Raw genomic sequence first — 16,355 nt, 5'->3', positions numbered from 1 at the left:
AGGCTACTATGCTCTTTCGTTGTAGTCATTGTTCGTTTGCACTACTTATCGACGATTGGCTTGTTTTGGCTGCGGTTGAATGGGCAAACGCCTTGAAGATTTTCGACCAGGGGTCGATACACTGCACAAGACAGGAGAACCCCATGCGAATTTTGCTCGTTGCTGCCCTGGCCGTCAGTGTTGTCGGCTGTACCCGCTGGTCGATGGACCACCATTTGAACAACGCTTACCGTGCCTATGGGGTCGGTGATTGCCAGCGTGTCACCCTGGAGTTGTCCCAGGTCGATCGCGAGAGCCGTACCCGCCGCTACGTGCAACCGGAGGTTTCGATGTTGCGCGGGCAGTGCCTGGAACGCCAGAAACTGTTTGTCGATGCCGCACAGACCTATCAATTCATCATCGGCCACTACCCGTCGAGCGAGTACGCCTATCGAGCCCGTGCGCGGCTCGATACCTTGCAGCAACTGGGGCATCTGCCGGCTGCAGGCCTGGCAAAACCAAGGCCTGCGTCGTTGTAAGGGTATTTGTCGCTTCATGGCTGGCCTGTCGCCAGTCTTGCGCTATTCTTTGAATGTCTGTTTGTGCAGTACCCATTCGAACGGATGCAATGCCCGGATTCGGCAGCTGTTTGGTGACAAGCGGTAGCTGTTGTCACACCGAGATCCAGGGAGAGCGAGCGATTGCTTGTTCCGAATCACTGGCACGGCCAGATTTTTGGCTATTGGATGGCGACTTCACCATGTTTACTGAACGAAGGATCGAGCGGCATCAACTGCCGTATTTTCTGCAGGTGTTCAATCGTATTACTGACAAGCCAATCGGCTATCTTGGAAATGTGTCTGAAAACGGTCTAATGCTGATCAGCTCGTTACCCATGATGACCGAGGTAGATTTCGAGCTACGCTTGAAAGTGCCGGTGGCGCAAGGCGAGTTCAAGGCAATTGACCTCACGGCAACCTGCTTGTGGAGTCACGAGGATGTCACCCCGCAGCATTACGACTCTGGGTTCAGCGTGCTTGAGGCGCCCGAAGAGTACCGGCACCTGATCAACGCGCTGTTGCAGTACTTCAGCTTTTATCCTTTGCAGGCCTCTGTCTGAATTATGCGTGGGGTCGTGGCCGTTTCCTGGCCATGCCCCTGCGCAGTCATCCTCAGAATACCCCGGCCTTTTTCCACTCCAGATAGCGCGTGACCAGCCCGGCACCCAGCGCCGATGGCAAGGTATCGAGCACCGACAGCCCATGGGCACTCAAGCGATCATGGCGTTGGTTGCGGGTGTTGAGGTAATCGATCGTGCCGCTGTAAGCCAGCGCTTCGGGCAGTGTCTGCACAGGCGCCTGGCGTAGTTGGTCGAGGACCTCTTCCCTCAGGCTGGCCACCAGTACCCGGTGATGCCTGCCGATACGCTGGACGGCAGCCATCAGCGCTTCATCCTCCTCATCCCGCAGGTTGGTGACGATGATCACCAGTGCCCGGCGTTTTTGACGTGCCAACAACTGGCTGGCGGCCGCCTGGTAGTCGGCGGTTTTTCGCGTGGTCTGCAGGTCATAGACCGCATTGAGCAACAGGTTCAATTGGCCACTGCCCTTGACCGGCTTCAGGTACCGCGGCTGGTCGCTGGCAAACGTGCACAGCCCTACGGCATCGCCCTGTCTCAAGGCAACGTAGCTCAGCAGCAGGCAGGCATTGAGCGCGTGGTCAAAATGGGACAGTTCATCATCCTGGCTGCGCATGTGCTGGCCGCAATCGAGCATGAACACGATTTGCTGGTCGCGTTCGTCCTGGTACTCCCGGGCAATGGGCGTTCGTTGGCGGGCGGTGGCTTTCCAGTCGATCTGGCGCAGGCTGTCACCTTCACGAAACTCGCGCAGTTGATGAAACTCCAGGCCTAATCCTCGCCGCTGATGTTGGCGCACGCCCAGTTGGCTGAGCCAGTTATCCACACCCCGCAACTGCGCACCGTATAAACGTGCGAAATCCGGGTAAACACGAGTGGCATCGTGAGTCTCGACCCAGCGTCGTGCCGACCACAGCCCCAATGGGCTGGGCAGCAGCAGTTCGCAGCGACTGAAATGGAAGTGCCCGCGCCGCAAGGGGCGTACGCGATAGCCCAGCTCGGCACGCTCACCGGGGCGTAGTTGAATGGATTGAGGCAGGTTCTCCACAGCCAGGCCATCGGGCACGTGATCGAACACCTGCACGGTCAGAGGTTGCGGGTAGTCGTGCTCCAGGCACAGGCGTATTTCTTCCCAGCGCCCCAGCGCCAGGCTACCAGGCAATGTTCTGTACACGCGGGCCGAAGGGCGGCGACGCAAGCGTGCAGCATCCAGCATCGCCAGCAGCAACAGGGCCAGCAGCAGGCCCCAGGCTACCGAATGCAAGGTGGCGGGCACTTTGAACTGCAACGCTGCCGAGGCGCCCAACAAGATGTTCAAACCGAGCAGAACGCCCAGCCAGGTCAGCAGCAGACGAGTCGGTTTCATGGCCGCGTCATTGCCTTGGTGCTGCAATCTGGTCGAGTAACTGCTGGAGCACCTGGTCGACTTCCAAGCCGTCGATGTCCAGTTCTGGTGCGATGCGTACCCGGTGACGCAGTACCGCCAGGGCGCAGCCCTTGATGTCATCGGGGGTGACGAATTCGCCACCGCGCAACAGCGCACGGGCACGTGCCCCGCGTACCAGGGCGATGGAGGCCCTGGGGCCGGCACCGATGGCCAGCCCCGGCCAACTGCGCGTGGCACGGGCCAGGCGCACGGCGTAGTCGAGCACCTGCTCATCCAGTGGCAGGTCACTGGCAATTTGCTGCATCGTTACTACGTCCGCGGCTTGCAGCACCGTACGCAACGGCTGTACCTCCAGCATGTCGGCCTTGGACGAGCGCGTCACTTCGCGGACCATATCCAGCTCTTGTAGAGCATCTGGGTAGTCCATTCGCACCTTGAGCATGAACCGGTCCAGCTCGGCCTCGGGCAGTGGGTAGGTGCCTTCCTGTTCGATGGGGTTCTGGGTCGCCAGCACCATGAAGGGCTGGCCGATGGGCAACGCCTCGCCCTCCAGGGTCACTTGACGTTCCTGCATGGCTTCCAGCAGCGCTGCCTGGGTCTTGGCGGGGGCACGGTTGATCTCATCGGCCAGCAACAGGTGGGTGAATATCGGCCCCTTGCGCAGTTTGAACTGTTCGGTCTGCAGGTCGTAAACGGCGTGGCCGGTGACATCGCTGGGCATCAGGTCCGGGGTGAACTGGATACGGGCGAAATCACCGCCAAAGCAGCGGGCCAGGGCTCGTACCAGCAAGGTCTTGCCCAGGCCTGGCACGCCTTCCAGCAATACGTGGCCGCCTGCGATCAGGGCGGTGAGCACGTCGTCAATCACAAGGTCCTGGCCAATCACGGCCTTGCGCAATTCCACGCGCAGCGCCTGCGCCTGCTGGCTGGCATGCTGAAGGTTTTCGGCGGTCAGGGTGGTGGCCAGTCGAGAGTCGCTCATAAGGCATTCCTGAGGGTTTGCAGGTGCGCCACCTGTCGGCTGAAGTCGGCGCTGGAGAGCCGCTTCAGCGCAACGGGCTCAAGCGCCTGGCTGATGATGTGAGGGGGTTGTCGCGTAAGGTGTTCCAGCACCTGGCGTTGCTCTGACGCATCGAGGTGTTCGAACCCTGGATGGCGTCGCCTGGCTGCGCGCAGAATGTCGTGTCGCAAGGCTTGCAACAACGTGCCCTGGCCGCTGCGGCGCAATAGGAAGTCCGCGCTGGCCTTCAAGTGTTCCTGCAACTGGCGACGTGCCTTGGGAGCCGGTGCCTGGATCGGGCCTTGGCGCATGCCTGCCTGCCACAGCCCCAGAGCAAGCAGCGCAACCAGGGCGACGAGGGCCTGGGGGAAATAACGGAGCAATAGAGTAAACAGATCGTCCGTGTCGCTGTTGAACAGCAAGGTGACGTCAGTGCCCTGGTTCAGATACCACAGCAACCAGGCGTTATCATGTTTGCCGATATCCGCGGTTTTCCACAGGTCGCTGTCGGTGATCACCGTGACGCGGCCTTGCCCCAGGTCAAGTTGCATCAGGTGGCTGGACTTGGCGCTGTTGGCGGAAAACTGCGCCAGGTGCTTGGGGTCGGTGAGGTTGAAGTCGGTGTCAAAACTGAAATAGGCCGGTGCCGTTTCGTTGTCGACATACAGCTTGGTCAGGTCCGGCTTGGTTTTTTTACGCGGTGGCGCGGGTTCGTCGAAGGTGTCGCTCAAGGTTTGGCGGACAGTGAGGCGATCAAGCAGCAAGTCACCGCTGGTGCCGGTTTCTTCATCCCATAATGCCTCGGCGACCAGTAGCAGGTGGCCACCGGCTTTTGCCCAGCCCAGCAGTTGTTCGACCTGGCGTGGGGTCATGTTGCTGCGCTCCCCCAGCAGCAACAGGCTATGGCCTTTGGCGGGCAGTTCGGCGAGTCGTTCAAGGCCATTGGCATGCGCCACCACCACGCCTTGCTGGCGCAAAAAGTGCTCGGCGGCCAGGTAAGGGTTGGCGCGTGCCTCTGGTGACGGGCCGCGATTTACCACTTCCTCGTAGGGAATTGCCTTGTGCCAGCCATATAGGCCGCCCGCACCCAACAGGCACGCCAGTAGCAGCGCTACCCACCATAACGCCCGGTTCATTGGCTCGCTCCGTCACTGAAAAGAGCACGCCAGTCGCTGCACAGTTTTTGTTGGGCTGAAGAGGGCGGTAGGCGGTGACCATAGGCCAGGTTTTGCCAGTGGCGCGTCAGTTCGTCGCTGAACGCCAGTAATTGCGGTTGTTGCAAACGATGAACGCGCTCCAGCACCTGCCCCTCGGTATCGGCGCTTGTCAGTGGCAGGTCGAACTCGTGCAACAGCCGGCTGAGCAACCCGCGATACAGCAGGCCAAGGGCTTCCCGGGGCTGGGTGGGCCATAGTTGTTCGGCGGTACTGGCGATGTCTTCGGGCAATGTCTCGGCGCCCAGCTCCAAGCCGAACAACTGAGCGGGAACGGGCGAGGGGGCGGTAGTGCGAGTGGGTCCGAGGCGGCTGACGAACGTGAGCAACCATTCACGGTAACGCCAGAACACCAGGGCCAGGCCGCCAATCACAAGGCTCCAGAGCAGTATTTCCAAGGTTTTGGCGACGTATTTGAAGGTGTCGCTGTTAAGGTTGTCGAGCAGTGCCTGGAGCCAGCCGGGTAATTTGCCGTCGCCCTTGGCCTTGTTTTCAACCGGCGCTTTTTCTTCGCCAAACCGATAGCGTGTGACGGTTTCCGGGTTCTTGAAAGGTGGCTTTTCCAGCAATGCCTGGATGGATTGGCTGGCGGCCTGGGTACTGAGTGGCTTATGGGCTGTGGTTTCATCTGCCATGGTCGGTGGGCTGATTTGTAGCAGTGCCAGGCCAACGACCAGCAACAGCAGCGGTGCAACGTTGTTCAGGCGCTGGCGCAGGCGACGGAATACCAGTTCCAGGTCCCAGGCCTCCAGCACCGTGCGGCGGTTGAGGTACAGGCTGAAGCCACAGGCGACGTAGATGGGTTCCCAGAACACCAGGACCAGGGCATAGAAGGCATTGCTCAGGTGCTCAAGCCAAAGCACGTCCGAGCCTGATGCCAATACCAGTCGTTGCCAGTCCCAGTCCAGTTCAACCTGTTGCGGGATGAAGAGATAGAACAGGGCCATGCCGCCAAACCACAGGCCGATTTCCAGGTGAACGCCGATCGTCGTCAGCCAGCGTGCGGCGCCAGCGTTACGTTGCAGCAACACCCCAAGGCGTCGTTGACGTGCGTCACCGTCCAGGCCTTCCAGTTGGCTGACGGGCAGGGTGAAGCTGCGACTCATGCTCAGCCGCCGCCAGGTCAGGCTGGCGAACAGTTGCCCTTTGAGCAACTGCGGCCAATGGCGAACGGCCTGTTTGAGGCTGGGGGGCTCAGCAAACAGGGCCTGGGAAAGAATGTACAGCGGCAAGCGGTCGAAGGCCGGCTTGAGCCACCAGAACAGGAACATGACCAGAGACGGGTAACTCCAGAGCAGCACCGTCAACAGGCTGAATATCGGAAGGCTCACCAGCGCCCAACTGCTCATCAGCAAGAAACGGCGTTCCCGGGCCATCAGCACACCCAAGTCCATGGCTTCCCAGGAAGTGCGCGGGCGAATGACTACGCTGGCGTCAGTCAGGCGCATGGCGACTCCGCCCGGCCAGGGTCAGGTAAGCGGCCACCAGCAGCCAGAGGGCGGCGCCTACCGCGTACTTGATCCAGGGCTCAATGCGAGTGGTTGAGGACCAGTAGGCTTCGATAAAGGCGGCGATCAACAGGAACACCATGACACCACAGAGCATCCTTACGCTTTTGCGCGCGGCCAGGCGCAGGGCTTCGCTGCGCGCCAAGCGCCCGGGGGCGACCAGTGACCAGCCCAGTTGCAAGCCTGCGGCACCGGCCAGTGTGATGGCGCTCAACTCGAATGCGCCGTGACCAATGACAAACGACCAGAAGGTCTGGCCATAGCCAATGTCGGTAAGGTGCCCGGAGACCGCACCTATGACCAAACCGTTGAAAATCAGGAAGAACACACTGCCCAGGCCAAACAACAGGCCGGCGGCGAAGGTCTGGAAGGCGATGCCGATGTTGTGCATCACGTAATAGCCAAACATCATCCAGTCTTCGCTGGCGGCACGCTCGGCAGCGCGGCCCAGGCGGCTGGCATCGGGGTTGTACATGCCCTGCATCTCGGCCACCTGCTGGGAGCTGATGATGCTGTAGACCAGGTCGGGGAACAGGTACACCAGCAGGGCTATCCCCACCAGGCTGCCAAAGAACAGCAGGCCGGCGATCAGCACGAAGCGCCATTGTTCGCGTACCAGGCGCGGGAAGTCGGCGAGAAGAAACGCCAGTATGTTTGCCGTCAGTTGGCTGCGATGGCGATACAGTTGTTGATGGCCGCGCAATGCCAGCTGTTGCAACGGATCGACCAGGTAACTGCTGTAGCCGCGCTGCTGAGCCAGGGCCAGATGTTGGCACAGGCGTCGATATTGATGCGGGAAGTCGGCGACATCGGCGGCCTTGGCTTTACCTTGCTCCAGTTGCTTCAACTGCTCGGCGAAGGTTTGCCATTGATGCTGGTGGCGGCTTTCAAAAAGGCTTTGCTTCATGTCGGCCCCAACAAACCACGGGCTACACCGTTGAGTTGCTCCACGGCACGCGGTGCAGGCACTTGCAGGGGCCCTGCGAGGATGGCGGCCAGTTCATGCACCCGTTCGGCCGAGAGTTCCGCCTGGCGTTCGGCGAAACCGAGGATGGCCCGCTGTTCGCTCAGCTCCAGTGCGAAGGGTAGGCGCAGGGCGGGTGCTTGAGGGATGCTCGGGCGTACCAGCGGCAGATCGCGGTAGACCACCAGCGTGCCTGCCGCCAGGTCGCCGAGCCGCTTGAAGTGCGGATGCTGCAGGCAACTGATCGCGCCGAGGAAATAACCGAAGGGCAGCATGTCGACAAAACGCAGCAGGTTGCGGATCAATGATGCCGACCAGCCAATGGGCGTGCCGTCATCCTGTACCACGCGCAGGCCCATGACCTGCTTGCCCGGCGAGCAGCCGTGGTTGAGCACTTCGAACAACACCATGTACCACCAGCTCACCACGAACAGCAGCAGCGAACCCAGCCCGATCCCCACATTGCCGAGCAGCGCCAGCGGCACTAGCAGGATCCCCATGATGATCCCTCGCGCGCCCAGGTCGAATGCAAAGGCCAATGCCCGAGAGGGCAGGCCAGCAGGACGCAGGGGCAGGTCGATGCCCTCCGGCGTTTCTATCTGATAGTGGGTATCCAAAGGCGTTGATGGCATTGCGATCCTTGGCAGTGCGAGGCGACTTGAGAGACACGGATGCTAGCAGTGTCAACGGTGGAAGCAACCATTCGAGGGTTTTCTGGATATTTATACAGTCAGGTATCGCTGGCTCCCAACGCCTTGCAGCGCCTAGACTTTGTCGATCTTCAGCACAGGAATAGCCCGTGACCTCGATTTTCTGGTACGACTATGAAACCACTGGCATCAACCCGCGCAATGATCGCCCGCTCCAGGTAGCCGGGATCCGCACCGACCTTGAGCTCAATGAGATCGGTGCGCCGATCAATCTTTATTGCCAGCCCAGCGACGATATCCTGCCTCACCCGGCAGCGTGCGCGATCACGGGCATCACGCCGGGTGTCCTCGCCGAGAAGGGCCTTGCCGAAGCCGATTTCATGACTCGGGTGCACGCCGAACTGGCCGCGCCAGGTACCTGCGGCGCCGGCTACAACACCCTGCGATTCGACGATGAAATGACGCGCTACAGTCTGTACCGCAATTTTTTCGACCCGTATGCGCGCGAGTGGCAGGGCGGCAACAGCCGGTGGGACTTGATCGATGTGATGCGCACTGCCTACGCCCTGCGGCCGGAGGGGATCAACTGGCCCGAGCAGGACGGGCGTGTGACCCTCAAGCTCGAACGCTTGACCGAGGCCAACGGCATCGACCATGGCCAGGCCCATGATGCGTTGTCGGATGTGCGTGCAACCATCGCCCTGGCGCGGTTGGTCCGGGAGAAACAACCGAAGTTGTATGAATGGTTGTTTCAATTGCGCAGCAAGCAGCGGGTCATGGATCAGGTGCGGTTGCTGCAACCGATGGTGCATATCTCGGGGCGTTTTTCCGCCGAGCGCCATTATCTGGGCGTGGTCTTGCCCCTGGCGTGGCACCCGCGCAATCGCAATGCCTTGATCGTCTGTGACCTGGGGCTCGATCCACAAGGGCTGTTGGACCTGGATGCGACGACGCTGCGTCAGCGTCTTTACACGCGCCGCGATGAGCTAGCCGAAGGTGAACTGCCGGTTCCGCTCAAGTTGCTGCATATCAACCGCTGCCCGGTGGTTGCGCCGTTGAAGGTGCTGCGCCCTCAAGACCTCGAGCGCCTTCAATTGGATAAGGAAGCTTGCCTCGCGCGGGCGCTGCGGCTAACTGACGCACAGGAAGTTTGGCGGGACAAGTTAGCGGCCATTTATGCCGAGGAAGACTTTGCGTCAAACTCGGACCCGGAGCAGCAGCTCTACGAGGGTTTTATTGGTGACCGTGACCGCCGTTTATGTGAGCAAGTTCGCATGGCAGAGCCCGCGCAATTAGCCCGTCAGCAGTGGCCGTTCGATGATCATCGTTTGCCGGAATTATTATTTCGCTACCGGGCGCGTAACTTTCCTGAAACCTTGAACAATGAGGAGCAACAACGCTGGAAACTTTTCTGTCAGCAACGTTTGTCGGATGCACAGTGGGGGGCGCCGAATACCCTCTTGGCATTTAAGCAGGCGCGTGAGGAGTTGGCGGTTAGTGCTACATCGTTTCAGTGCCAGGTACTGGCGCAATGGCAGGACTATGTGGATTCCTTAGCGGCGAGCCTGAATCTGTAGGCGCATAACTACAGAATATTCAGACAATAAAAAACGCCAGCAAGCTGGCGTTTTTCATGTGTGACGTATCGGGTGAACGTCCGACCGGGCTTAGCCCAGCAGGGTTGCCCAACCTTCAACTACGTCACCGCCCCACTTGGCTTTCCACTCTTTCAGAGTTTTGTGGTTGCCACCTTTGGTTTCAATTACTTCGCCGTTGTGCGGGTTTTTGTACTGCTTGACCTTGCGAGCACGCTTGGTGCCGGTAGTTTTCACAGCGCCACGCGGTGCTTTAACTTTCGACTCTGGATCCAGCAGCGCGATGATGTCACGCAGGGATTTGGAGTATTCACCCATCAGGGTGCGCAATTTGCCTTCGAATTCCAGCTCGGTTTTCAGCTTGTCGTCTTCGGACAGGTTCTTCAAACGGGCTTGCAGCTCTTTGATAGCTTCTTCGGTGGCGCGGTATTCGTTGATCAGTGACATGTGGACTACCTTATGTAGAACGCTGATTGACAGGGTGAGTGGCCTAATAATAGTCAGGCAATTTCATCAAGTAAACATTTAAGACGGTATTTAGGCGAATGACATTGAATGTGTGGGAGAAAACCTGGCCGATGAGTTAATTAGTGAGCGTTATGCGCAAAAGATAATCACCTTAATTTTTTGCTACTGGCCTGAGCATGCCGTTGTATCGTCATATAGCGCTGGTAAAACCTTACACGATTAAGGGGTGTTACCACGGCCATGCCTCAAGATAAGGTGCAAGGGAATACTGCAGTTTTTCTGCGTAATCGCTAGAATAGCGGCCTTTGTGAAGTTCTGGAGTTTCCCCCTAATGCGCACTTTTCGGCTGGTGATTGCTTGCCCGGACCGGGTTGGCATCGTTGCCAAGGTCAGTAACTTTCTGGCTTCCCATAATGGCTGGATCACCGAGGCGAGCCATCACTCGGACGATCTCAGTGGTTGGTTTTTCATGCGTCACGAAATCCGTGCCGATACGTTGCCCTTTGGCCTGGAAGCCTTCCGCGAGGCGTTTGCGCCGATTGCCGAAGAGTTTTCGATGACCTGGCACATCACCGATACAGAGCAGAAGAAACGCGTGGTGCTGATGGCCAGCCGCGAATCCCACTGCCTGGCAGACCTGCTGCACCGCTGGCACAGCGACGAACTCGATTGCGAGATTGCCTGCGTGATCTCCAACCATGACGACCTGCGCAGCATGGTCGAATGGCATGGCATCCCTTATTACCATGTGCCGGTCAACCCACAGGACAAGGAGCCGGCATTCGCCGAAGTGTCGCGCCTGGTCAAGCAGCATGACGCGGATGTAGTGGTGCTGGCGCGCTACATGCAAATCCTGCCACCGGAGTTGTGCCGCGAATACGCTGGCAAGGTGATCAACATCCACCACAGCTTCTTGCCGTCCTTTGTTGGTGCCAAGCCTTATCACCAGGCTTCCCTGCGTGGCGTGAAGCTGATTGGTGCAACCTGCCACTACGTGACCGAAGAGCTGGACGCCGGCCCGATCATCGAGCAGGACGTGGTGCGCGTCAGCCACAGCGACAGTATTGAAGACATGGTGCGGTTCGGCCGTGATGTCGAAAAGATGGTGTTGGCCCGTGGCTTGCGCTACCACCTGGAAGATCGCGTGTTGGTGCACGGCAACAAGACCGTGGTCTTCTGACCCAGCGGTTTTGATTGAAGACACCGGGGCCTGGAGGTAAAACTCTCCAGGCCCTTTTTTATTTCTGTTTCAGGAGATTCCCATGAGCGACCCGCTGGATAAAGCCACCTCACGGGCGCCTGCTACCTTGGGCGAGGGCTGTTTGAGTCGTTACGACCCGGACGCGCTGGATGCCGAGGATGGTACTGATTTTCCAGGCGCGGCGCGTTTATGGGAACAGACACAGGCGCAGGACCAGCCGCCTGCCGCCCCTGAAAAAGACGCTTGAGCAGCGGTTTGCCGACCATCAATAGAAACACTGGCGCACCGGCCAGCAAATAGAAGTAGTAGGTCACCGCGCGCCAGATCAGAATCGACGCAGCCGCTGTGGATGTGCCCACCATGGGCGCCAGCAGTGCCGCTGACGTCAACTCCGCAGCGCCGGCCCCGCCTGGCGCCAGGCTGAACTGCCCGGCAGTCAGGGATAACATCTGGATCAGAAAGCTCCAGGCCCACTGCACCTCGCCCCCCAACCCGCGCAGCGCCAGGTACAGCACGCTGTAACGCAGCAGCCAATGCAGGCTGGTCAGCGCAAAGACCCCAAGCAAGGTGCTCCGGGGTAGTTTCAGGGTGGCGCTGAACGCCGCAAGAAAACGCAGCAACCGGCGTGCCCAGCGTCGGCGGGTGATAGCACTGACCTTCATGGCCTTGAGTACCAAACCCGCCAGGCGAATCAGCCGTCGGTGAAAATGCACCACGGCCCAGCCACTGAGTACCCCACCCACCATCGACACGGCGCTGAGCCCCAGCAACCACTCCAGACGCGGGCTGAGGCTATTGAACAGCGCATATAGCAAGATCCCCACCAGTGCGCAGAGAAAAAACACCAGGTCGCTCAACTGGTCCATGGCAAACACCGCGCTGCCTTGGGCGGGGCGGATGCCATTGCGTGCCAGCAGGGCCATCAGGGTCAACGGCCCGCCGCTGCCGCCGGGTGTTGCACACATGGCGAACTCGGTGGATATCACCACGCCAAGGCTTTTAAGCGGGCCTAACTCGCTGCGATGCTCGCCAAGCAGCAGGCGGATACGCAGACTGTTGATCAGCCAGCAGCCAATGATCATGGCGAACATCCCCAGTAACTGGGGCAAGGGAAACTGGCGCAGGCGCGCAATGCTTTCGCCGCCGCCCAGCCACAATGGGATCACCAGCGCCACCAAGAGCGCCAACACTAACCAGATCAGTCGGCCCATGGCTGCGTCGCCAGCCAGGCGGCCTTGGTTTGGGGGACGCGCCCCGCGTTGAGCAGGCGTTGCAGGGTGTCTAGCCAATAATCGCCGGAAAACCTGTGGCGCATGTCCACCGGGTGCAAACCCAGTCGGATCAGCGGGGCCTCCTGCCACCGCTGTTCACGGCGATCACTGAGGATTTTGGACAATCCCCGGCGCCAGGCACTGCGGGCGCTCCACACCAGGCCGGGGGCGTTGATAGGCGTGAAGTCCGGCAGGCGATAAAGATGTTGTGGGTCGCTGGTGTAGCTCAGCGGCAACTGGCGCAATGCCTGCCGGGTGCCGTCGCTCATCAACCAGGCGGGCGCAACAAAGCCATGCAGCGGCCAGCCATTGCGCTCAAATACCTCAATGCCGGCGGTCAACCGCCGCAGCGCCTCGGCTTCGGACAGCTGGTAAAACTCGCCTTCGTGGGTATAGATGCGTCGCATAAACCATTCTTTTGGCGTACGCGGCCGAGGTTGGTCGTCGCAATGGTAGTAACCGTGCAAGGTGAGCTCATCGCCCTTGGCGACACGGCTGTCGAGCAGGCGCCGAAAATCGCGGTGGGCGGCCAAGTCGTCATGGTGATGGAAGTCTGGCACCACCAGCCAAGTGATGGGCACGCGGCCCAGTGCATCGACGGCCTCGACGAACGGCCGGTAGTCGGCCCAGGTGTGCGGAGCCACGTCGTGCAGTACCAGCATCAGCGCGCGCTCAGCCATGGGCGAGCATCGGTTCATGGCTGCCCAGCACGGCGCAGTAATGCCCCAGCAGGCTGTCGACTACCGTGTCCCACGCATAATGCTGCTCGACATGGCGCCGAGCCTGAGCACCCAGGCGTCGGCTGTCGGTACTGAACAGCTCGCGCACCGCCTCGGCCATGGCCTTGGGGTTGTTTGGCGCGCACAGCAGGCCACAACGCTCGTCGACAATCTCGGTAAAGGCCCCGGCCGCCACGGCGACCACTGGAATACCGCAGGCCATGGCTTCCAGGATCACCAGGCCGAAGGTCTCCTGGTCGCCACCATGCAGTAAGGCGTCGGCGCTGGCCATCAGCCGAGCGACATGTTGGGCGGGCCGGAATCCGTCAATCACGGTGACATTGTCTGGCACGCTGGCCGGCATGCCGGAGCCCACCAGCAGCAAGTGGTAGCCTTCCCCCAGGCGTTTCATGCAGTTGAGCAGCACCGGCAGGTTTTTCTCCTTGGAGCCGCGCCCGGCGAAGATCAGTAGCCGAGTGTCTTCGCCAATCCCCAGTTCGGCGCGCAGGCCGGGGTCACGTACCTCAGGGGTGAAGGTTTGCAGGTCTACGCCCAGGGGTTGTACGAAGACATTTCTGACGCCAAGCCCGATGAGCTTGTCGGCCATTACCTGGCTGGGGGCGAGCACTCGGTCAAAATTCCCATAGAGTTTGCGCACATAGGCTTCAACATTGGGGGTAAACCAAGGCCCCATGCGGTTGCTCACCAGCAGTGGCAGGTCGGAGTGGTAAAAGCCGATGACCGGCACATCCAATTGGCGTCGGGCATCCAGCGCGGCCCAGGCGGTCAGGTAAGGGTCGCCAACTTCGATCAGGTCGGGCTGTAAATCGTGCAGGACATTTCGCCAAGGCGCCAAACGAAGGGGGAAGCGATAGCCTTTGCCGAAGGGCAGGGCGGGCGCCGGTACTTTGAAGATGCCGTCCTGCTCGCTCAAGTGTGCGCCAGGAATCAACAGGCTATGGCGAATGCCCGGCTTGAGCGCCAGACGCCGGTGCTTGGCGTCAAGGTAAGTGCGTACGCCACCGCTGGCCGGGGCGTAGAACATGGTTATGTCAGCGATATGCACGATGAACATCCCTCCGATCCATTGCTCTCCCTAGATGGACCTGAGGTAAGGATAGATGTTCGGTTTAGATTCGCAGCATGACGGTGGCGGGAGTGGACAAACGCACGCTGTAGGAGCGAGCTTGCTCGCGAAAAACTCACAGACTCCGCGTTTCTTCAGGCAGCCCGCGTTATCGTTGACGTTTTTCGCGAGCAAGCTCGCTCCTACAGGTGGATTAAGGTGGGGGCACCTCAGATCCGGAAGCTGCCCACCAATTGCTTCAAGCGCGAGGCCTGTTGTTCCAGGTCCGAGCAGGCGCGCAGGGTCGATTGCAGGTTTTCCACCCCTTCCTGGTTGAGGGTGTTGATCTCGGTGATGTCCATATTGATCGACTCCACCACCGAGGTTTGTTCTTCCGTTGCGGTGGCGACCGACTGGTTCATGCCGTCGATCTCGCCAATGCGCTGGGTCACGCTGTTCAGGCGCTCGCCTGCCAGGTTGGCGATTTCCACGCTGTCCAGGCTGTGGCGTTGGCTTTCGCTCATGGTAGTCACCGAGTCCCGGGCACCCACCTGTAGCTCTTCGATCATCGTCTGCACCTGTTGCGCCGACTCCTGAGTGCGATGAGCGAGGTTGCGCACTTCATCGGCCACGACCGCAAATCCACGCCCGGCTTCCCCCGCGCGCGCCGCTTCGATCGCCGCATTGAGCGCCAGCAGATTGGTTTGCTGGGAAATGCTGGTGATCACCTCAAGAATCTGGCCGATATTCACCGTTTTGCTGTTAAGTGCTTCGATATTGGTGCTTGAGGTGCTGATCATGCTGGATAACTGCGTCATCGCCTTGATATTGCGTTCAACCACCTGCTGGCCGTCTTCGGCCAAGTGCCTGGCATCGCTGGCCTGACTGGAGGCTTGGGCGGCGTTGCGTGCGATCTCCTGGGCTGCGGCCCCCAGTTGATTGATGGCGGCAGCGACGCTGTTGGTGCGGTTGGCCTGTTCGTCAGAGTTGACCATCGACGAGTTGGAGGCGCTGACCACCCGCAGGGCCACTTCATTGACGTGCTCGGTGGCTGAAGACACTTCGCGAATCGAGGTATGAATGCGCTCGACGAAGCGGTTGAAAGCATTGCCCAGGGTGCCGAATTCATCATTGTTCTGGATGGTCAGGCGGCGGGTCAGGTCGCCTTCACCGTCGGCAATGTCTTGCATGGCGCGGGTCATCAGGTGCAAAGGTTGCAGCAAGACGCGGATCAGCATGCCGAGCAGGGCGATGATGATCACCACCGCGATGATCGTGGCGATCACCGCCGAGGTGCGGAACTCACTGAGCATGGCGAAAGACTTGTCCTTGTCCACCGAAACGCCCAGGTACCAGTTCACCGATGGCAGGCCCTTGATCGGTGTGAACGTCACGATATTGGTCTTGCCATTGGCTTGCACTTCGCTGAAGTCGCCGCTGATCTTCGGCGTGTCTTTTGGATAAACGTCCGACAGGGTCTTCATCACCAGGGCTTTATCGGGGTGCACCAGCACTTTGCCGTCGGCGCTGACTAGGAACGCATAGCCCATGCCGCCAAAATCCAGCGCGCCGATGTTGTCCACCAGGGTCTGCAGGCTCAGGTCGCCGCCGACTACGCCGATGCTCTGGCCGCCCTTGGTACTGGGCGTGGCAACGGAGATGATCAGTTGCCCGGTCGCCGCGTCGATATAGGGTTCGGTCAGGGTCGAGCCATTACTGGCCTGGGCGCCCTTGTACCAGGGGCGAACACGCGGGTCGAAGCCGTCGGGCATCTTGGTGTCAGGGCGGATGGTGAACGTGCCCTGGCTGTCACCGACGTAGGTCGCCATGAATGACGAGGTCAGCGCTTTCTGCTCCAGCAGGCTGGCGACGACGGCTTTTTCAGGGTTGATGGCGATGTTCTGTGCGGCGTTTTCCACCAGGGCGATACGCCCGGTGAGCCAGGTCTGGATGTTGCTGGCGGTAACGTCGCCCATCTCGTGCAGGTAATTGTTGAGGTCGTCGCGAATCGCGTTGCGCTGCAGATAGTCGTTGTAGAGGGTAAACAACGCAAAGGCGGCGATGACGATAAGGGAGGCTGCAAGCAGGATCTTGTGGCTGAAGCGCAGATTTTTGTTCATGGCTTGAAGGGTCCGCTAAGGTCTTAATATCCGAGGCGCATCCAATGCGGGAGGCGCGAAATGGCAGCGTTAAAA

Annotated in this window: 15 protein-coding genes and 1 pseudogene; 4 read left to right on the top strand and 12 right to left on the bottom strand. The window is 60.0% G+C overall.

Annotation, left to right across the window (positions count from 1 at the left end; genetic code table 11):
- Positions 1–143: 143 nt before the first annotated feature.
- Positions 144–518, top strand: coding sequence for a tetratricopeptide repeat protein (locus AC1RAC_RS06915; protein WP_003193903.1), 375 nt, complete (start codon positions 144–146; stop codon positions 516–518).
- 221 nt (positions 519–739) lie between these two features.
- Positions 740–1,099 carry a PilZ domain-containing protein gene (locus tag AC1RAC_RS06910; protein WP_019821226.1) on the top strand — a complete coding sequence of 120 codons (360 nt, stop codon included), beginning with the start codon at positions 740–742 and terminating at the stop codon, positions 1,097–1,099.
- 52 nt (positions 1,100–1,151) lie between these two features.
- Here the strand turns inward: AC1RAC_RS06910 and AC1RAC_RS06905 are convergent, their stop codons facing one another.
- The 6 genes from AC1RAC_RS06905 to AC1RAC_RS06880 are packed head-to-tail and all read right to left on the bottom strand — an operon-like array spanning position 1,152 to position 7,822.
- The gene (locus AC1RAC_RS06905; protein ID WP_197900798.1) at positions 1,152–2,483 is read right to left on the bottom strand and encodes a DUF58 domain-containing protein; all 1,332 of its coding nucleotides are present in this window, start codon (positions 2,481–2,483) and stop codon (positions 1,152–1,154) included.
- Between the two features lie 7 nt (positions 2,484–2,490).
- Positions 2,491–3,486: an AAA family ATPase gene (locus tag AC1RAC_RS06900; protein ID WP_197900797.1), complete on the bottom strand. Its 996-nt coding sequence runs from the start codon at positions 3,484–3,486 to the stop codon at positions 2,491–2,493.
- Positions 3,483–4,640, bottom strand: a complete 1,158-nt coding sequence (locus AC1RAC_RS06895) for a DUF4350 domain-containing protein (protein ID WP_197900796.1) — start codon at positions 4,638–4,640, stop codon at positions 3,483–3,485. Before AC1RAC_RS06895 ends, AC1RAC_RS06900 begins: the two co-directional genes overlap by 4 nt.
- Positions 4,637–6,166 carry a DUF4129 domain-containing protein gene (locus AC1RAC_RS06890; RefSeq protein WP_070415506.1) on the bottom strand — a complete coding sequence of 510 codons (1,530 nt, stop codon included), beginning with the start codon at positions 6,164–6,166 and terminating at the stop codon, positions 4,637–4,639. Before AC1RAC_RS06890 ends, AC1RAC_RS06895 begins: the two co-directional genes overlap by 4 nt.
- A complete protein-coding gene (locus AC1RAC_RS06885; RefSeq protein WP_057975099.1) occupies positions 6,153–7,133 on the bottom strand; it encodes a stage II sporulation protein M in 981 nt (326 codons plus the stop codon). The genes AC1RAC_RS06890 and AC1RAC_RS06885 overlap by 14 nt, the downstream gene beginning before the upstream one ends.
- Positions 7,130–7,822 (bottom strand): RDD family protein, encoded by a 693-nt coding sequence (locus AC1RAC_RS06880; RefSeq protein ID WP_089042395.1) that lies wholly within the window; start codon positions 7,820–7,822, stop codon positions 7,130–7,132. The genes AC1RAC_RS06885 and AC1RAC_RS06880 overlap by 4 nt, the downstream gene beginning before the upstream one ends.
- Positions 7,823–7,989: 167 nt before the next feature.
- On the opposite strand from AC1RAC_RS06880, the gene sbcB reads away from it, so the two are divergent.
- Complete coding sequence (sbcB, locus tag AC1RAC_RS06875) at positions 7,990–9,417, top strand: exodeoxyribonuclease I (RefSeq protein ID WP_463388764.1); 1,428 nt, start codon at positions 7,990–7,992, stop codon at positions 9,415–9,417.
- A 90-nt stretch (positions 9,418–9,507) separates the two neighbouring features.
- Here sbcB and mvaT read toward each other — a convergent pair whose 3' ends face one another.
- The gene (gene mvaT / locus AC1RAC_RS06870) at positions 9,508–9,882 is read right to left on the bottom strand and encodes a histone-like nucleoid-structuring protein MvaT (protein ID WP_019821235.1); all 375 of its coding nucleotides are present in this window, start codon (positions 9,880–9,882) and stop codon (positions 9,508–9,510) included.
- 352 nt (positions 9,883–10,234) lie between these two features.
- Between mvaT and purU the strand changes: the two genes are divergently transcribed.
- Complete coding sequence (gene purU / locus AC1RAC_RS06865) at positions 10,235–11,083, top strand: formyltetrahydrofolate deformylase (protein ID WP_019821236.1); 849 nt, start codon at positions 10,235–10,237, stop codon at positions 11,081–11,083.
- 122 nt (positions 11,084–11,205) lie between these two features.
- Here the strand turns inward: purU and gpgF are convergent, their stop codons facing one another.
- The 5 genes and pseudogenes from gpgF to AC1RAC_RS06840 form a co-directional block, all read right to left on the bottom strand.
- Positions 11,206–12,315 carry a glucosaminyl phosphatidylglycerol flippase gene (gene gpgF, locus AC1RAC_RS06860; RefSeq protein ID WP_492616454.1) on the bottom strand — a complete coding sequence of 370 codons (1,110 nt, stop codon included), beginning with the start codon at positions 12,313–12,315 and terminating at the stop codon, positions 11,206–11,208.
- On the bottom strand, positions 12,303–13,055 hold the full coding sequence (gene gpgD, locus AC1RAC_RS06855) for an N-acetylglucosaminyl phosphatidylglycerol deacetylase (RefSeq protein ID WP_492616453.1): 753 nt from the start codon (positions 13,053–13,055) through the stop codon (positions 12,303–12,305). The genes gpgF and gpgD overlap by 13 nt, the downstream gene beginning before the upstream one ends.
- Complete coding sequence (gpgS, locus tag AC1RAC_RS06850) at positions 13,048–14,169, bottom strand: N-acetylglucosaminyl phosphatidylglycerol synthase (RefSeq protein WP_054898008.1); 1,122 nt, start codon at positions 14,167–14,169, stop codon at positions 13,048–13,050. The genes gpgD and gpgS overlap by 8 nt, the downstream gene beginning before the upstream one ends.
- A 221-nt stretch (positions 14,170–14,390) precedes the next feature.
- Positions 14,391–15,155 (bottom strand): methyl-accepting chemotaxis protein, encoded by a 765-nt coding sequence (locus tag AC1RAC_RS06845; RefSeq protein WP_370694806.1) that lies wholly within the window; start codon positions 15,153–15,155, stop codon positions 14,391–14,393.
- 93 nt (positions 15,156–15,248) lie between these two features.
- Positions 15,249–16,280: pseudogene (locus AC1RAC_RS06840) on the bottom strand (HAMP domain-containing protein); the annotation flags it as partial.
- Positions 16,281–16,355 lie beyond the last annotated feature (75 nt).

This window comes from Pseudomonas sp. GW823-FHT02F05 (assembly GCF_058797315.1).
The sequence above is the reverse complement of the archived record's forward strand: the minus strand, read 5'-3'. Positions and strand labels throughout refer to the sequence as shown.

Bases quoted from the DNA above. Each gene is read 5' to 3' on its own strand.
- AC1RAC_RS06915 (WP_003193903.1), top strand. From the start codon at position 144: ATGCGAATTTTGCTCGTTGCTGCCCTGGCCGTCAGTGTTGTCGGCTGT.
- AC1RAC_RS06910 (WP_019821226.1), top strand. From the start codon at position 740: ATGTTTACTGAACGAAGGATCGAGCGGCATCAACTGCCGTATTTTCTG.
- AC1RAC_RS06905 (WP_197900798.1), bottom strand. From the start codon at position 2,483: ATGAAACCGACTCGTCTGCTGCTGACCTGGCTGGGCGTTCTGCTCGGT.
- AC1RAC_RS06900 (WP_197900797.1), bottom strand. From the start codon at position 3,486: ATGAGCGACTCTCGACTGGCCACCACCCTGACCGCCGAAAACCTTCAG.
- AC1RAC_RS06895 (WP_197900796.1), bottom strand. From the start codon at position 4,640: ATGAACCGGGCGTTATGGTGGGTAGCGCTGCTACTGGCGTGCCTGTTG.
- AC1RAC_RS06890 (WP_070415506.1), bottom strand. From the start codon at position 6,166: ATGCGCCTGACTGACGCCAGCGTAGTCATTCGCCCGCGCACTTCCTGG.
- AC1RAC_RS06885 (WP_057975099.1), bottom strand. From the start codon at position 7,133: ATGAAGCAAAGCCTTTTTGAAAGCCGCCACCAGCATCAATGGCAAACC.
- AC1RAC_RS06880 (WP_089042395.1), bottom strand. From the start codon at position 7,822: ATGCCATCAACGCCTTTGGATACCCACTATCAGATAGAAACGCCGGAG.
- mvaT (WP_019821235.1), bottom strand. From the start codon at position 9,882: ATGTCACTGATCAACGAATACCGCGCCACCGAAGAAGCTATCAAAGAG.
- purU (WP_019821236.1), top strand. From the start codon at position 10,235: ATGCGCACTTTTCGGCTGGTGATTGCTTGCCCGGACCGGGTTGGCATC.
- gpgF (WP_492616454.1), bottom strand. From the start codon at position 12,315: ATGGGCCGACTGATCTGGTTAGTGTTGGCGCTCTTGGTGGCGCTGGTG.
- gpgD (WP_492616453.1), bottom strand. From the start codon at position 13,055: ATGGCTGAGCGCGCGCTGATGCTGGTACTGCACGACGTGGCTCCGCAC.
- gpgS (WP_054898008.1), bottom strand. From the start codon at position 14,169: ATGTTCATCGTGCATATCGCTGACATAACCATGTTCTACGCCCCGGCC.
- AC1RAC_RS06845 (WP_370694806.1), bottom strand. From the start codon at position 15,155: ATGGTCAACTCTGACGAACAGGCCAACCGCACCAACAGCGTCGCTGCC.